14 protein-coding genes and 4 tRNA genes are annotated in these 14373 nt (G+C 39.6%); 14 read left to right on the top strand and 4 right to left on the bottom strand.

Going from position 1 to position 14373, the window contains the following annotated elements:
- Window positions 1-7 precede the first annotated feature (7 nt).
- A complete protein-coding gene (locus C9J40_RS04905; RefSeq protein ID WP_107206265.1) occupies window positions 8-1885 on the bottom strand; it encodes a DUF294 nucleotidyltransferase-like domain-containing protein in 1878 nt (625 codons plus the stop codon).
- A gap of 734 nt (window positions 1886-2619) precedes the next feature.
- Between C9J40_RS04905 and C9J40_RS04910 the strand changes: the two genes are divergently transcribed.
- From C9J40_RS04910 to C9J40_RS04930, 5 genes are all read left to right on the top strand, one after another.
- The gene (locus C9J40_RS04910) at window positions 2620-3534 is read left to right on the top strand and encodes a PfkB family carbohydrate kinase (RefSeq protein ID WP_107245976.1); all 915 of its coding nucleotides are present in this window, start codon (window positions 2620-2622) and stop codon (window positions 3532-3534) included.
- 173 nt (window positions 3535-3707) lie between these two features.
- A tRNA-Cys gene (locus C9J40_RS04915) sits at window positions 3708-3781 on the top strand.
- Between the two features lie 20 nt (window positions 3782-3801).
- A tRNA-Gly gene (locus tag C9J40_RS04920) sits at window positions 3802-3877 on the top strand.
- Window positions 3878-3943: 66 nt separating this feature from the next.
- Window positions 3944-4030, top strand: a tRNA-Leu gene (locus C9J40_RS04925).
- A 103-nt stretch (window positions 4031-4133) separates the two neighbouring features.
- Window positions 4134-4220, top strand: a tRNA-Leu gene (locus C9J40_RS04930).
- 90 nt (window positions 4221-4310) lie between these two features.
- Here the strand turns inward: C9J40_RS04930 and C9J40_RS04935 are convergent.
- A complete protein-coding gene (locus C9J40_RS04935) occupies window positions 4311-4493 on the bottom strand; it encodes a DUF3012 domain-containing protein (protein ID WP_005368573.1) in 183 nt (60 codons plus the stop codon).
- Between the two features lie 246 nt (window positions 4494-4739).
- On the opposite strand from C9J40_RS04935, the gene C9J40_RS04940 reads away from it, so the two are divergent.
- Genes C9J40_RS04940 through C9J40_RS04960 form a run of 5 tightly spaced genes read left to right on the top strand, consistent with a single transcriptional unit; the run spans window position 4740 to window position 8016 of the window.
- Window positions 4740-5495 (top strand): 5-oxoprolinase subunit PxpA, encoded by a 756-nt coding sequence (locus C9J40_RS04940; protein WP_107245978.1) that lies wholly within the window; start codon window positions 4740-4742, stop codon window positions 5493-5495.
- Between the two features lie 9 nt (window positions 5496-5504).
- Entirely contained in the window at window positions 5505-6203 is a 699-nt protein-coding gene (pxpB, locus tag C9J40_RS04945; protein WP_107245979.1) for a 5-oxoprolinase subunit PxpB, read from the top strand.
- The gene (locus C9J40_RS04950) at window positions 6191-7156 is read left to right on the top strand and encodes a biotin-dependent carboxyltransferase family protein (RefSeq protein WP_107245981.1); all 966 of its coding nucleotides are present in this window, start codon (window positions 6191-6193) and stop codon (window positions 7154-7156) included. Before pxpB ends, C9J40_RS04950 begins: the two co-directional genes overlap by 13 nt.
- 4 nt (window positions 7157-7160) lie before the next feature.
- Window positions 7161-7727: a gamma-glutamylcyclotransferase family protein gene (locus C9J40_RS04955; protein ID WP_107245983.1), complete on the top strand. Its 567-nt coding sequence runs from the start codon at window positions 7161-7163 to the stop codon at window positions 7725-7727.
- A gap of 37 nt (window positions 7728-7764) precedes the next feature.
- Window positions 7765-8016: a hypothetical protein gene (locus C9J40_RS04960; protein WP_107206271.1), complete on the top strand. Its 252-nt coding sequence runs from the start codon at window positions 7765-7767 to the stop codon at window positions 8014-8016.
- A 49-nt stretch (window positions 8017-8065) separates the two neighbouring features.
- Here C9J40_RS04960 and C9J40_RS04965 read toward each other — a convergent pair whose 3' ends face one another.
- Complete coding sequence (locus C9J40_RS04965) at window positions 8066-8860, bottom strand: DUF3108 domain-containing protein (protein WP_107206272.1); 795 nt, start codon at window positions 8858-8860, stop codon at window positions 8066-8068.
- Window positions 8861-9260: 400 nt separating this feature from the next.
- Between C9J40_RS04965 and C9J40_RS04970 the strand changes: the two genes are divergently transcribed.
- Both C9J40_RS04970 and C9J40_RS04975 read left to right on the top strand, forming a co-directional pair.
- Window positions 9261-9482: a hypothetical protein gene (locus tag C9J40_RS04970; protein WP_107206273.1), complete on the top strand. Its 222-nt coding sequence runs from the start codon at window positions 9261-9263 to the stop codon at window positions 9480-9482.
- 168 nt (window positions 9483-9650) lie between these two features.
- Entirely contained in the window at window positions 9651-10127 is a 477-nt protein-coding gene (locus C9J40_RS04975; RefSeq protein ID WP_107206274.1) for a DUF2947 domain-containing protein, read from the top strand.
- 53 nt (window positions 10128-10180) lie between these two features.
- Here C9J40_RS04975 and C9J40_RS04980 read toward each other — a convergent pair whose 3' ends face one another.
- Window positions 10181-11020, bottom strand: coding sequence for a pirin family protein (locus C9J40_RS04980; protein WP_107245984.1), 840 nt, complete (start codon window positions 11018-11020; stop codon window positions 10181-10183).
- Between the two features lie 239 nt (window positions 11021-11259).
- Between C9J40_RS04980 and C9J40_RS04985 the strand changes: the two genes are divergently transcribed.
- Together C9J40_RS04985 and C9J40_RS04990 are read left to right on the top strand one after the other, a co-directional pair.
- Window positions 11260-12708, top strand: coding sequence for an NAD-dependent succinate-semialdehyde dehydrogenase (locus C9J40_RS04985; protein WP_107245986.1), 1449 nt, complete (start codon window positions 11260-11262; stop codon window positions 12706-12708).
- 94 nt (window positions 12709-12802) lie between these two features.
- A complete protein-coding gene (locus tag C9J40_RS04990; RefSeq protein ID WP_107245987.1) occupies window positions 12803-14317 on the top strand; it encodes a phosphatase PAP2 family protein in 1515 nt (504 codons plus the stop codon).
- Window positions 14318-14373: the final 56 nt, after the last annotated feature.

Consider the following 14373-nt stretch of genomic DNA (forward strand, 5'->3'; position numbering starts at 1 on the left):
GTTACCCTTATCGTGTTGCTTGATAGCGATATTTCACGAAGTTTTGGGCTTTACTTAAAATTTGGAAAGCATCTTTAAGATTACGGCGTTCAAAATCGGACATATTTTCAGGCTCAATACTATTATCAGGCTCTTGCCCTTCTTCAACATCCAACGCTTGATGGCGAATACGGACTAATGAAATATATTCCATGGCATCGCGAAGATCTTGAGCACGTCCCGGTGGTAAAATTCCACTTTCAATAATATCGTCCAAACGTTCGAGCGAATTTTGTGAACGTGAGCCTACCGCAAGGGCATGGACACGAATCAAATCTGCTAATGGCGCTGTACCACGACGTTTTAGATTAATCGAGTTATTATGACGTCCATCTTTTTCCATTACGAAATCTTTAAAGAAGCCTAATGGTGGCGTGCGATTGATTGCGTTGCGTGCAAGGCAAGCTAAAAAGCGAGGGCTGTTACGGGCACGACGAACAATAAAGCCATTAAGTTGTTTAGCCCAACGTAATCTGCCCCAAACACCGCCTAAGTCAAAAAAGATAGAGCTATTTAATAACGCTTGAGGTTTTGGATTATCAATCCAATCAGCAAAACATTGTTCCCATTCATGTCGGGTTTTTCGCCATTCTGGATTTGTCGCCATAATGCCGCCAGTACAATAGGCATAACCACATGCAGCAAGGCCATCACAAACAAAAGTCGCAAGTGCTTCAAAGTACGCATTATGTTTATCATGATCGAAGGAATTATCTAAAATAATGGCGTTATCTTGGTCTGTGACGATGAGTTGTTCATCTCGTGCCATAGAGCCTAAGGCCAAGAAACAGTATTGAATAGGTGGTGGACCGAGCTTTTCTTCTGCTAATTCTAATAAACGCTGTTTAAAGCTGCGCCCAATTTCTGCCATTGCGCTGCCAATCATGTGCGAGTTAGCGTCTTCATTAACCATGCGCACAAAGCAGTCTTTAACTTGTGCTGATAATTGAATGAGCTCTTCTACAGATTGCTGCTGATAAATACTACTAACGAGAAGTAAGCTATTTTGCGATTCATAGCGAACAATATCAGAAACGCTAATCACACCTATTGGTTGTTTGTTTCTAAGCACAGGCAAATGGTGAATGTTATAACGTAGCATAGTCAGCATCGCTTCAAATACATAGGCATTATGATCGAGTGTAATGGGTTCTGCTGTCATGACTGAAGAAACTGGCTTTGAGGTTGAAATACCTTCGGCTAATACTCGAGTACATAAATCACGATCAGTAATAATTCCCGTGACATAATCGTTTTCATCATCGTCATCGGTAGCATTACTGTCACTGAGTAATAATGCAGAAACGCCTTCTTCAGCCATTGTTTGTGCTGCCGTTTGAATGGTTTCGTTTTGATCAATGATGACGGCATCACGAGTGATCAAAGTTCTTAGTTTTGATGTCGTCAGATCATTTTCATCATGTTGGCTTGATACGGCATGACGTAAACGAGCCCCATCTTCAACTTCAACGAAATCCGCAAAGCTATCGTATTTATCGCAAAGTTCAATAAATAGAGTATTGGGAATACAGTAGAGTAGAGTATCTTCTAGCGCTTTTGCTGGCATTCGGACTCGGTTGTTCATCAACAAGCCCATTTGGCCGAAAATATCACCTTCATCAAGACGATTGTAGAGCTCGCCCTTACGGCGGTATATTTCAACAGCACCACTTCGAATTAAAAACAGATCATGAATGCTATCGCCAGTATTCAATATCATGGTGCTCGCACGGTAATAAGCGACTTCGACTTCAAGAGCAAGTTGATGAAGTTGCTCTTCTGGCAAAGTATCAAAAGGCGGATACTGTGAGATAAAATTGAGAATTTCTATTTGTTCCGCTTCCATTACATCTTCCGTTATTTAAGGCAAGTATTTAGTTGGCGTTGGGTATTCAATGATCTATTGCTTATTAAAGCTAAGAAAGCGATTAAGTAATAGATAGATGAAAGTTTAACGTATAAATGAGGTTAAAGCATACGGAAGAGGAATTAAACGCTTGTCACGGCTACAAGCGTAAAAGATAGGTCAAATTATTCTGAAAATTGAATTACATCAAGAGATAAGCAATACAGCCGCTACCGATAAGGCGCGCCCCAGAGAAAAAACACGCTTCAATTTTGCTTTCAATTACCTCATCAATCTCATCATATTTTACTGTTAGAAACGAAACGGCAAAACCTACCGACATTGCAAAAAGAAGAACAGCAAGATCAAATAAAAAGGCTTGAATCCATGTACATTACATACCTTAGTTAAATAACGTAATAATATATAATGATGAGATCTTGCCGACAAAAATAGCATAGATAATCATCAGTATTTAAGTCGTTTCTTTTAAATAATGAGACAAAAGTATCTTCGCAGTAGCTATCTATTTTCATCGAAGAGAGCTGATAAAACGTCATTAATAACGTTAATCATGGAGATTGCATTTATGCCATATAATGAACTGAAAATACTTTAAATCTAGATGATTGTATTATCAATATTCGTCGTATTTGTATTAGGCTTTAATAAACAACATAACGATGAATATGAATGGAAGCATAATCTTAGATATCTGACGATGGGGTATCCGTGTGAGAATTGTTTTCTTTGGTGAAGCGCTTGTTGAAATAAATAACACGACTAAGTATGCAACGTATGGTGGAGATGTACCCAATACAGCCTTGTATTTGTCTCGGCTTGGACAATCTCGAGCTATTTCTGTCAGTTATGCGACTGCCGTAGGGACTGATAAGTTATCACTATCATTATTATCGTGTTGGCAGCAAGAAGGCATTGATACGAGTTTAGTTCGGTATCTTTCGACTAAATTCCCTGATCTTTGTTATATCGAGACAGATAGAGAAGGGCACTGTTACCGCCATTTTTGGAATAAAGATAATGCTGCTCGTTATTACTTTTCAAGGGAGTCATCACCACTTGAAATAGCATTAAGTAACTATAACTATCATGCTATTTATATCAGTGCAGTAAGCTTTGCATTATTAACCGATGAAGCAAAAGCAGCGTTATTGGTACTGTTAGAAAAATATAAAATAGATGGCGGAAAAGTCTATTTTGATAATCGATATCGGCCTCATATGTGGACACCACAGCAAGCAAGATACTGGATATGTCAGTTATTACCATATATAGACATTGCTTTCATTGAGATAAAAGACGAACAACGAATCTGGGGCACTAGCTTTGGTATTATTGAACGCTATAGTCACTCGAACTGCTGTGAATTAGTTATTAAACAATATAGCGACCACCCGATAAGCGATCTTAAAGCCCTTCATACTCAAATGAAGATATCTGTGATCCAACCAATAGGGCAGACGACGGATTATATTGCAGATAATGCGTTTATTGCAGGATATCTGGCCGGAAGGATTAGCGGTAAAAGCATTCGCCATTCACTTAATCTTGGAAAAGAGCTGACTTTAAAAGTACAGACTCATTCTAAAGCAGTGATCCCTGCTGCAGCAATGCGAGATATGATGTAACGCAATGATGTTTTTACATCTTATGATGACCAAATCACAGGCTGAATCATATAATTTGGTTGTAAAATAATCGCTTAGCATTATTTTTTAAAAAATAGTATTGACTCAAAAGCTACATTACGTAGAATGCACCCCATACCGAAGAGCAACTCACTTCTCGGTGTGAACAAAATGGCGCGTTGGCAGAGTGGCTATGCAGCGGATTGCAAATCCGTGGACCTCGGTTCGACTCCGGGACGCGCCTCCATTCTCTTTTGAGAATATTATGCGACACTAGCTCAGCTGGTAGAGCGCAACCTTGCCAAGGTTGAGGTCACGAGTTCGAACCTCGTGTGTCGCTCCAAATTAAAAGATATGGCGAATAAGCGGTATCTATAGATGGTGTCTTACCCATCGCAAGTAATTGCGTGCCCTGGTGGTGGAATTGGTAGACACAAGGGATTTAAAATCCCTCGGCGTTCGCGCTGTGCCGGTTCAAGTCCGGCCCGGGGCACCATCTTTATTTTACCTATTAGGTAAAAAAGAAAAAATAGAATTAAAAGATATAGCGAATAAGCGATATCTACAGATGGTGTCTTACCCATCGCAAGTAATTGCGTGCCCTGGTGGTGGAATTGGTAGACACAAGGGATTTAAAATCCCTCGGCGTTCGCGCTGTGCCGGTTCAAGTCCGGCCCGGGGCACCATCTATAAAGAAAGCTCATCATTAGATGAGCTTTTTTTTCGTCTGTAATGTGAGTACATCAAATAAAAAAGAGCCGAAAGGCTCTTTTTTGTTATTTATCGCTATCAGTGCCGAAACGAATGATGCAACTTTTAGCAAATTCGGTTGCTTCGTTCGCTGTCCAATCACCTTTTGGTTTTTCTTTTAATTGGTTACACCAATCTTCACTGCCCACTTCCGGTGTACATGCAGAAAGTAATGTTACAGCACCTAATAAAATAAATAACTTCTTCATAAACATCCTTTATTACTGATTAATTATCAGCTTCAGCGTTAAATTTCTGCGATTACTCACAATGCCGTAAGAATGGCTGAAAGGTCACGTATTAGCAAATTTTAAAAAGTGTTTTATGTGATAATTATGTAATATTTCAATAACAAAGGAAAAGGCTGGTTTGCTAAATACCAATACTCTGATGCTTCGGAGGGCTAAAATAATTATTGATAGTCCATGATTTGGCATGATTGTAAGGAGGGCATGATGAAATTAAATTGTGATATGGGCGAAAGTTTTGGTGCTTGGAATATGGGAGATGATGCAGCAGTGATGCCATGGATCAATATGGCGAATATTGCGTGCGGTTTTCATGCATCCGATCCGACAGTGATGGCAAGAACGATTGCTTTAGCTAAACATCATGATGTGATCATAGGTGCTCACCCTGGCTATAATGATAAAGAAGGGTTTGGACGACGGCCTATTCCCCATACGTTGGATGAAATCAGTCATAGTGTGGCTTACCAAGTCGGGGCGCTAGATGCGTTATGTCGGCTGAATGCTGTATCTATTACGTATGTGAAGCCTCATGGCGCGTTATATAACCAAATGATGCAAGATCCTGAAATTTTCGAAGTCATTGTTTCAACGATCGCAAAACTTAATACTTCCCGTGTTCTTCCTCTTTCTCTTATGGTCCTGTCACGAGCAAATAATGAGGCATATATTCAAATAGCCAGACAAAAAGGTGTTTCTTTACTTTTTGAAGCGTTTGCAGATAGAGCTTATACAGCCGATGGATTATTAGTTCCACGACATGAAGCTGGTGCAGTACATCACCATCCTGATTTGATAAAAGCGCAAGTATTACAACTCGCTCAAGGTAAAGTGAGAACCCAGAGTGGGAAATTATTAACATTACAGGTTGATACCATTTGTGTGCATGGTGATAACCCTGAATCAATTGCAACAATTAAAGAGATCGCCCTGTTATTGCAGTCAGCAAATGATAATAAATAGGACGTTATTATGCTTATTAGTCGGTTAACTGAATCAGCCATGATGGTGGAATTTGGGCAGAAAATTACCGCTGAAACAACAGCCATGATTGCTGATTACGTGACGTTTATTAAAACACAATATAGTCGTGAATTAATCGATGTTACTCCCTCGTATACTAAAGTGATGTTACATTTTCGGCTGGACTGTAATTGTTATTCTTTATTGGTTGCGGCAAGTGAGCAATGGTTTGCTGATCATCGACTAAGTTATAAAGGCTCTCGCCATTCAACATCAAAACTGCACCAATTACCTGTTTATTATCATTCAGATGTTGCGCCAGATTTAGCTACTGTCGCCGCTCATAGCCAGTTAACAGAGCAACAAGTCATTACTCGACATAGTGATAAAATCTATCAGGTAGGTGCAATAGGTTTTACTGCTGGGTTTGCTTTTTTATCTTCGGTGGATGCTGAAATCGCAATGCCTAGACTGTTGTCACCTCGGCTTCAAATACCAGCAGGAAGCGTCGGTATTGCCGATAACCAAACCGCAATATATCCCGATCAAAGTCCAGGAGGTTGGCATATTATTGGTAATTGTCCGCAATCCTTATTTTTAGCTGATCAGTACCCGTTATCTATTTTTTCAATTGGCGATCAGGTGCAATTTTTTGCGATCACCAAACAAGAATTTTTAGATCTAGGAGGGCAGTTATGGAAGCGTTAGAGATCATTGAATCAGGGATGCTAATGCAGTTGCAAGATCTCGGTCGATATGGTGTGGCAGAGCATGGATTAAGCCAAGGTGGCGCAATGGATCTTCATGCTTTCTGCTGGGGGAATTTATTGTTAAATAATGATCCTAATGCAGCTCAAATAGAGATCACATTAGGGCAAGTCAGTTTTAACGTTCTTACCGATTGTACTATCGCTCTCACTGGTGCTGATATGCAAGCCAAGATTGATGGGAAAAAGGTTATGCCTTGGCAAACAGTACGCTTATTGCGTGGGCAAGTATTGCAGTTAGGCTATGCACGTCAGGGGTTAAGAGCATATTTAGCCATTGACGGTGGATTTTGTGTTAAAGAAAGTCTAGGTAGTGTATCGACAGTCGCTAGGAATCATCTGGGCGGTTTTGATGGTACGGGGCAGTCACTAAAAGAGGGGCAACGACTTTCTAAATATGGTGGAAATAACGTTTATCATTTTCAAGCAGTACCCGCACGCTATATACCCCATTATGCCGAAAAGTTAACGGTATCTATTATTGAATCATATCAAGCAGAGTGGTTTTCTTCACAGCAAAAGCAGCAGTTTTATCAGTCAGAATATCAAGTGAGTCAACATAGTGATCGCATGGGCTATCGGCTTGTAGGGGAAAAGATCCTCCCCAATAAGACGACATTGATCTCTCAACCTATAGCAAAGGGAGCGGTTCAATTTCCTGCATCAGGAGAGCCCATTATTTTACTCAATGATCGACAAACGTTGGGAGGATATCCTATTTTAGGTTGCATTACTCAGCGCGATCTTAATTTGGTTAGTCAAATAAAACCGGGAGATTCAATCCGATTTTCACCATTAAGCCCAGAGCGATTTGAACTTGAGTTACAGAAATGGTTTACTTTCTGTCGATTCTTTAATGTTTTCAATTGTGGTAACGAAAAGAAAGAAAGGTGATTGGATGTATATTTTCGGCTATGGAAGCCTGATCAATAAATACTCGCGAAACCGTACAGGTAATACTGGTAAATCTTATCCTGCATTAGTGCATGGTTTACAGCGTTCATGGGGTAATGTTGATGGCAGTTATCCTATCGCACCTTTAGTCGTAAAGCCGGGACAAGGTGTCTGTAATGGCGTGTTAATTGAAGTTGATGAAAAAGGTTTGAGAGACTTTGACCAAAGAGAACATGGTTATCAACGTATTCAAATTACTGCACAACAAATTGAATTGTTAGAAAATACGAAGCTCACATTATCAGAACCAGTTTGGGTGTATATCAATAATAGTGCTTTACCACCTTGTCAGCAGTTTCCTATTACACAAACCTATGTTGATACGGTTTTAGCGGGATGTTTATCTATTTCACATCAATTTGCAGAGATGTTTATCGCAACGACGACAGGCTGGCAATACCCTTATCAAAATGATCGTCATTCGCCTAAATACGGCAACTTAGCTGGCGTTTATGATGTTGATAGAAAGCAGATTGATATACTCATTGAAAATACGATTTCAGGTAATTAACGATCTGCTTATCGTTATCATTTAAGCGAGATCTACGGTGGCAAAACCGAATAAAAAAGGGCCGACAAAAACAGTTGATATCTTTTGTGCTAAATGTAAAACGCTCTTATTTAAATATCGAAAAGGTGGAAAAGGGGCGTTAGTAAAATGTTTTAAAGAAAGAATTGTAAAAGATTTTACGATTGAATCTGCAACATGCCCTGAATGTGGTGTGGTATTCGCACGAGATGCATTAGTAAGAGGTACACCTGCATTTAAAATCATTGGTGGCAAAGTGACGATGAAATAAATAAGAAGCCGAGTTATAAGTCAACTCGGCTTCTTGCTACCAATGAGGATTACTTTTTGAATAACTGCTTTGGTGGGCAATCAATCTTTTTACTCATAAGTACCGCTTCTAAATCGACAATTTTACGGTGATAAGTTGCCTTTACGAGTTGATAATCAAGTGATGGCGCAAACCATAATGAAAGTTGGCGATCGCTTTTTCTCGTTTGATTAACCCTAATGGTATTTAGAGTACCAAAATTAGTATCGATTGTTTCATTACCCACGACTGCAAAGTAGTAGTGGCTAGTTTCGTCACTATTTTGCATGATGAAATCAAAGTTCTTTTTACCTTCAATTAAATCAAGACGCATTTGGCTACCAATTGTGTCTCCATCAAGAATAGGCGCGAAAGCATTGGTATATTTCTGCGTTTTTCCATCATCAGTCACTGTAGAGTTATGGCCATCGTTACTAAACGTTACACTGACATTTCCTGCCATTAGTCCAGTGATCGTTCGTTGAAATTTATCCGTGATAAAGCGTTGAGCAGCATCTGACCAATGTAATTGAGTATGAGAGTGCATTTTTGATTTAGTGATTAAAACATCAACCTCACTGTTGGTATAAATATCAGCGTTATCACCTTTCCAAACAATGTGACGTTGATAATGACCAATTTTCTGACCTTTAAAAAAGATATTGTAATTTAATGTCTTTTTACATTGATGAAATTGGTTCGGAAAAGAATAGGTGGCATGACTTACTTTTTGTAGTGCTGTTGAAGGATTACTTGTCGGTGCTGCAATGGCTGTTACACTCAATAAAGATAAAACCGACGTAGTAAATAAAGACAATAAACGCACAGGTACTCCTAAACATTTAGATATAACGAACATTAGCGTTTTATAGTTTAACAGGTTTGGTAACAAGATGATCAAGTAGCATGTGTTTTATGCACCAAGCCACTTCGATTATATAGATCATTCTGCAAATGTCTTTTTCAGCGTAATAATTAATAATAGGACTGAAATGAAATAAAAAATTAATCTATTATTAACTCCTTTTAAATCATGTGGTTATGATTTTGATTGTAAACGGTCGTAAAGATCATCTTTTAATTAAAAAATAACGTGTTGTTATTTAAGAAATTTTATCTCGAGGTCTATACCTGTCTGTTGTGACACTAGTAATACAGTTATTTGACGTTTAGTGTTAGCGCGCCTATTTTTTATACGTTTATGTCTAAAGAAAGAGGAGTGTGTGATGAAAAAAATGAACTCGTCATATCGATTACAAATTATCAAAGAAGTTGCAACTCGGCATCAAATGAAATCGACAGGTGATCCTATGGCGATGCACATATCACAGCTACTAGAAAGTCATAATAATGAACACCCCATAAAGCCAATAACAACATTTGATGATAGTCATTATGATGACAATGCGGGCGGTTGGGTAAGCAATTTATGGGGTAACGAAAAATAAAACAGGATAATTATAATCACGGGAAGTGATGGATGAAGTACGATGATGATCGTAGCTTTTTTGATACATTAAGATCATCGATGAAGAATGCTTTTTTCTTAGCCTGTAACTGGAACAAATTTTGTGTCTGATGTACATTGCGGTGTCATTATATATTTAGGCTAATTGATGAATTACACCGAACTTGATAATTACACGCGTAAGTGGATTTTTACCCATGCTTCGATGCCTGTTCCTACGACAGATCTTGAGCAAATAAAACCGTTAACCCAAGCGCGTTCTTCGCAATTGTGGCAGGAACATATTAGTAAACAGAGTCCGGATTCTGATCACTTTGAGCACGGTGATTGGGCGGCAGATACAAAAAACTGGTCAGAGCCTGAAGATTGGCAAGATGCTTGGGATAACGATGATGATGCATCATTGCCAGCTGCTATTTTGACAGCTTTGCAATGGGAAGATAATACAACGATTTATTTTTGCTACGAAAAGTACAATATTGTAGAAACTAAATGGGGTGTATTTAAACGTAACTGGAAAAACTTTTTGTTTTTTGATGATGGTCCAATTCTATTGGGTCGCAAACAAAAACAAGCGCTGTGGTTTCAATCCAATGGTACTTATCAGTTAGCATTACGCCCATAATTTTCTAACGCCCTGTAATATTTATTTCTTTTTAAATTACAGGGCGTTGTTATTTATGTTTTTTCTTCAATGGGCTGTAATTGTTTTATGATCTGTTGAATATTTTTTAATGCGATGTGTAAATTATTGCTTGAAGAATGAACCGAGCCTTCTTTTGTTATTAAAGGTTGGTTTAATGGCTCGCCTAACGCAATAAAAAAACGTGCACTGTGGTTTGTGGTTGTGACGGTAATGGGTAATTGCGAGTGAGCAAAAATTCCCATTTGATTCGGATGTAGTTGATTATTTGCGATATAGGCGTGACCTGAGCGTAAATAAATAAAACCTGCAACATGGGTCTCTGGTGGTGTAAATGTCCAACTACCGTATGACGTGACAATAATATCAAGATAGATAATATTGCAGTTGTGTTTTATTGGGCTTTCAACACCATTGTAGTGACCAATGAGTACTTTTGTTGTCGCGTGTGTGCCTTCAACGAGAGGTAGTTTTTTACTGGCAATATGAGTGCTTGATGGCGCAGTCATTTCTCCTTCTTTCTCTGAAGGCGAAGCGGTCCACATTTGAAACGCTTCTGCGATCCCATTGTGTGGTTTCATCAGTGATTTATGTGCCATACCATAACCACAGGTGGTGAGGTGAATATCACCCGTTTGAATGTGATTTTTACCGTTAATACTGTCATCGTTTTGGATTGATCCGATAACGGGATAGCTGACAGCATCGATACCTGAGTGGCCATGAAAACCTAGTTCATTATGTGCTCGGTTAGTAGATAAATAATGATCCCAAAGGATAAAGGGGTTGGTATCAGGAAGATGCGGGGTATCGATATAGGTGACGATGGCACCGTGTTTTATGCCGTGCCGAATTACTGCAATTTTTCTAGTCATTGCTATTGTTACCTGTTTTCGTAAGGCTAGAAAACAAGCCTATGTATCATGCCATTACAAATTAATATTCAACTCTTCTTTAGCCTAGTTGCTTACTCGCCGATCTGCCGCATTATTAGCAACAAAAATTTGGTTACTGGTAAAATGAAAGTTGAATATTAAACGTTTAACATTTATTTGTATTACAATAATCAACATTAAATAGATACTCAATATTGACGAAATAATAGGAAACACGAATGACTTTTTCTTTTGGTGGCTTGTTTAAACAGCAAGCATTTATTAATGGCCAATGGAGTGACGCCTTTTCTGGTAAAACGGTAAATATTACTAATCCGGCGACAAATGAAGTTATTGGTCATGTTCCACTTATGGGTGTAGAAGAAACCAATATTGCGATTGATGCGGCAGATAAAGCGTATCGATTGTGGTCAAAAACAACAGCGAAACACCGTTCGATGATCTTACGTCAGTGGTATGAGTTAATTGTTTCACACCGTGATGAATTAGCTCATATTCTTACTGCCGAACAAGGTAAGCCACTGGCTGAAGCGAAAGGTGAAATTGCCTATGCGGCGAGTTTTGTTGAATGGTATGCCGAAGAAGCTAAGCGTCTAAACGGTGAGATCATTCCAAGCCATAAAGAAGACGCCCGTATTTTAGTTTCTCGCCAGCCTGTTGGTGTGGTTGCTGCCATAACACCCTGGAACTTTCCTGCAGCAATGATCACACGTAAATGTGGTCCAGCTTTTGCTGCGGGTTGCTCCGTGGTATTAAAACCAGCCCCTGATACCCCTTATACTGCATTCGCCTTTGCAGAGCTCGCGCATCGGGCGGGCATTCCTGCTGGGTTGTTTAATGTTATTACGGGAGATGCCGTTAAAATTGGCGCAGAGCTTATGAGCAATAAGCGAGTTCGCAAAGTTTCATTCACAGGCTCAACGGCAATAGGTAAGCTTTTGATGGCACAATCAGCCGCTACTGTTAAGAAAGTGTCTTTAGAGTTAGGGGGGAACGCGCCATTTATTGTGTTTGATGATGCTGACTTATCTCGCGCGATTGATGGGGTAATGGTTTCTAAGTTTCGTAATGCAGGGCAGACATGTGTGTGCACTAACCGTATTTATGTTCATAGTGATGTGTATCTGCAATTTGTAGAAAAGCTAGCTGAAAAAGTGTCAGCACTAACGGTTGGCAATGGTGTTGATAATGGCGTAACTATTGGCCCGTTGATAAACCGAGCTGCGGTTGAGAAAGTCGAAAAACACATTAACGACGCCATAATGAAAGGGGCAAACTTAGTTATAGGTACACGAGAGCCTTCAACAAGCTGCTTTGTTCAGCCTACGGTGCTAAGTAATGTAACCGATAATATGTTAGTGGCGAGTGAAGAAACCTTTGGTCCGTTAGCTGCTGTGTTTAAGTTTACGGATGAGCAAGATGTTATTGCACGCGCTAATAATACCGATTCTGGGCTTGCAGCTTACGTTTATACTCAATCATTATCACGCGCTTTTCGTGTTAGTGAAGCGCTGGAATATGGCATGGTCGGAGTTAATGAAGGGGTAATTTCTACTGAACTCGCGCCATTTGGTGGGGTAAAAGAATCAGGTATTGGCCGAGAAGGTGCGCATCAAGGTTTAGAAGAATATACTGAGATGAAATACACCTTAATGGGTGGCTTATAGCATTTTGTTATTCTTTTAGCGTTATGTCTAGCGAGCTGAGTTACACTGCGTTTCTCAGCTTTCTTCTTTCTATTCTTCTTGGATACTATTTTCCATGGTACGTATTAGTACGACGCCTTCATTGTCTGCAATAAAGCCTTACAGGATTATTTTCACTTTATTTCTTATTCTCTTTTTTTCGTTCCCAGCTCAGGCTGTTCCATTGGTTGGCTCAGCATGTTTGATCCGTCACGGTAATAAAGTTGTCGTTATAAAAGAAGAAATATCAGGGAAATTGGCTTTACCTGGTGGTCGAATTGATCCTATGAATAGCCCTGAGCAGGCTGCTGTACGTGAAGTCTATGAAGAAACTGGCATTCATGTTGACGCGGTGAAGTTGCTAAAATTACGGGGTAACACAACGTTATTTGCGTGTGTAGCGAAGCAGCCCATTCCAACAACAGTGATCTCGCCTTATACCCAACCGTTAACAACGACAGAAAATGATGATTTGTTAATTAGTACTTGGCAAGCGAAGCATTTTACCAAAGAGGTGAAGTGTGCATATTTACTGTCAGCTGAAAACATTACGCCAAAAGATTATCGCTATCCTAATGATGTTCCACTGATCCAACACTTATTATCACAAGTACCCAATAGTGAAATTACGACCAATGCCGCAGATTACCAAGCGGTGAGTAGGTTACATCAATGGGAGCTGACACAGATTCAGTCATTTCAACAAGAAATCAAATCGCTGCCTGATAGTTACCAATCACTTTTTCAACGAGTGCTATCTGTGTTTAACTTACCCGGTGAAAAGCTGTTTATTGGCTTGTTATTGCTCGTTGTTACCGTCGGTTTTGGTGTCACAGCAATGTTGTATTTATCAAGCGTTCTTGTGACTGTCACTTTTATTGCTTCGGTAATGAAATTAGCGCTAGCATCACCTCGTCCATTTTATATTTGGCCAGAGTTACAACAAACAGCAGCCAGTGGCTTTGGTTTGCCGAGCGGCCATACATTAATGGCAACGGTACTATGGGGATTGCTTTGGTACAATTTGCCGTTGTTGATTCATCGCTATCGACCCCACTTGACTTCAAACCTAACAACGTTTCGCTTTAAGACACTGCCGCTGTTGATTATTGCGATTAGTTTACAAGCTATCGCAAGGGTTTGGCTCGGTGTGCATTTTATCTCAGATACCGTACTTGGCTTGAGTGTTGGGATAATGCTTTTAGCTTTGTTTATTTGGTGGCAACGTTCAGGCTCAGCCTATCTGCATGTGCGTAATTGGCGGTTTTGGGCGCTACTTAGCGTGATAATTGCTGTGGGTGTGAGCTATTTTCAAGTCCCTCAGCAAGTGTATTTATTAGCCTGTACGCTTGCAATGAGTGCCGCTGTCTTTATTGATAGAGGTCGATCACGACAGACAATTACTTATACTCAAAAATTGAAATTAGCAGTGATGCTACTTGGTTCTGTATTGGCGATTGGATTTTTGAGCTCATTATGGGTAGAGATCGTAATAAGTACAGTCGCTATATTATTGATAAAAACATTAGCTATTGTCGTCATGGTTATGGCGTGCGTATTGATAACTGCGCATAGCTATCGTTTGAAATAAGCACCTTCAAGGCGGAAGCGGAAGTGACAAGCAAGGATTGTTTGTTTTGTTCTATC

Origin of the sequence: Photobacterium sp. GB-72 (assembly GCF_003026095.1) — a bacterium.
Lineage (GTDB): Bacteria > Pseudomonadota > Gammaproteobacteria > Enterobacterales > Vibrionaceae > Photobacterium.

Bases quoted from the DNA above. Each gene is read 5' to 3' on its own strand.
- C9J40_RS04905 (WP_107206265.1), bottom strand. From the start codon at position 1,885: ATGGAAGCGGAACAAATAGAAATTCTCAATTTTATCTCACAGTATCCG.
- C9J40_RS04935 (WP_005368573.1), bottom strand. From the start codon at position 4,493: ATGAAGAAGTTATTTATTTTATTAGGTGCTGTAACATTACTTTCTGCA.
- C9J40_RS04940 (WP_107245978.1), top strand. From the start codon at position 4,740: ATGAAATTAAATTGTGATATGGGCGAAAGTTTTGGTGCTTGGAATATG.
- pxpB (WP_107245979.1), top strand. From the start codon at position 5,505: ATGCTTATTAGTCGGTTAACTGAATCAGCCATGATGGTGGAATTTGGG.
- C9J40_RS04950 (WP_107245981.1), top strand. From the start codon at position 6,191: ATGGAAGCGTTAGAGATCATTGAATCAGGGATGCTAATGCAGTTGCAA.
- C9J40_RS04955 (WP_107245983.1), top strand. From the start codon at position 7,161: ATGTATATTTTCGGCTATGGAAGCCTGATCAATAAATACTCGCGAAAC.
- C9J40_RS04970 (WP_107206273.1), top strand. From the start codon at position 9,261: ATGAAAAAAATGAACTCGTCATATCGATTACAAATTATCAAAGAAGTT.
- C9J40_RS04975 (WP_107206274.1), top strand. From the start codon at position 9,651: ATGAATTACACCGAACTTGATAATTACACGCGTAAGTGGATTTTTACC.
- C9J40_RS04980 (WP_107245984.1), bottom strand. From the start codon at position 11,020: ATGACTAGAAAAATTGCAGTAATTCGGCACGGCATAAAACACGGTGCC.
- C9J40_RS04985 (WP_107245986.1), top strand. From the start codon at position 11,260: ATGACTTTTTCTTTTGGTGGCTTGTTTAAACAGCAAGCATTTATTAAT.
- C9J40_RS04990 (WP_107245987.1), top strand. From the start codon at position 12,803: ATGGTACGTATTAGTACGACGCCTTCATTGTCTGCAATAAAGCCTTAC.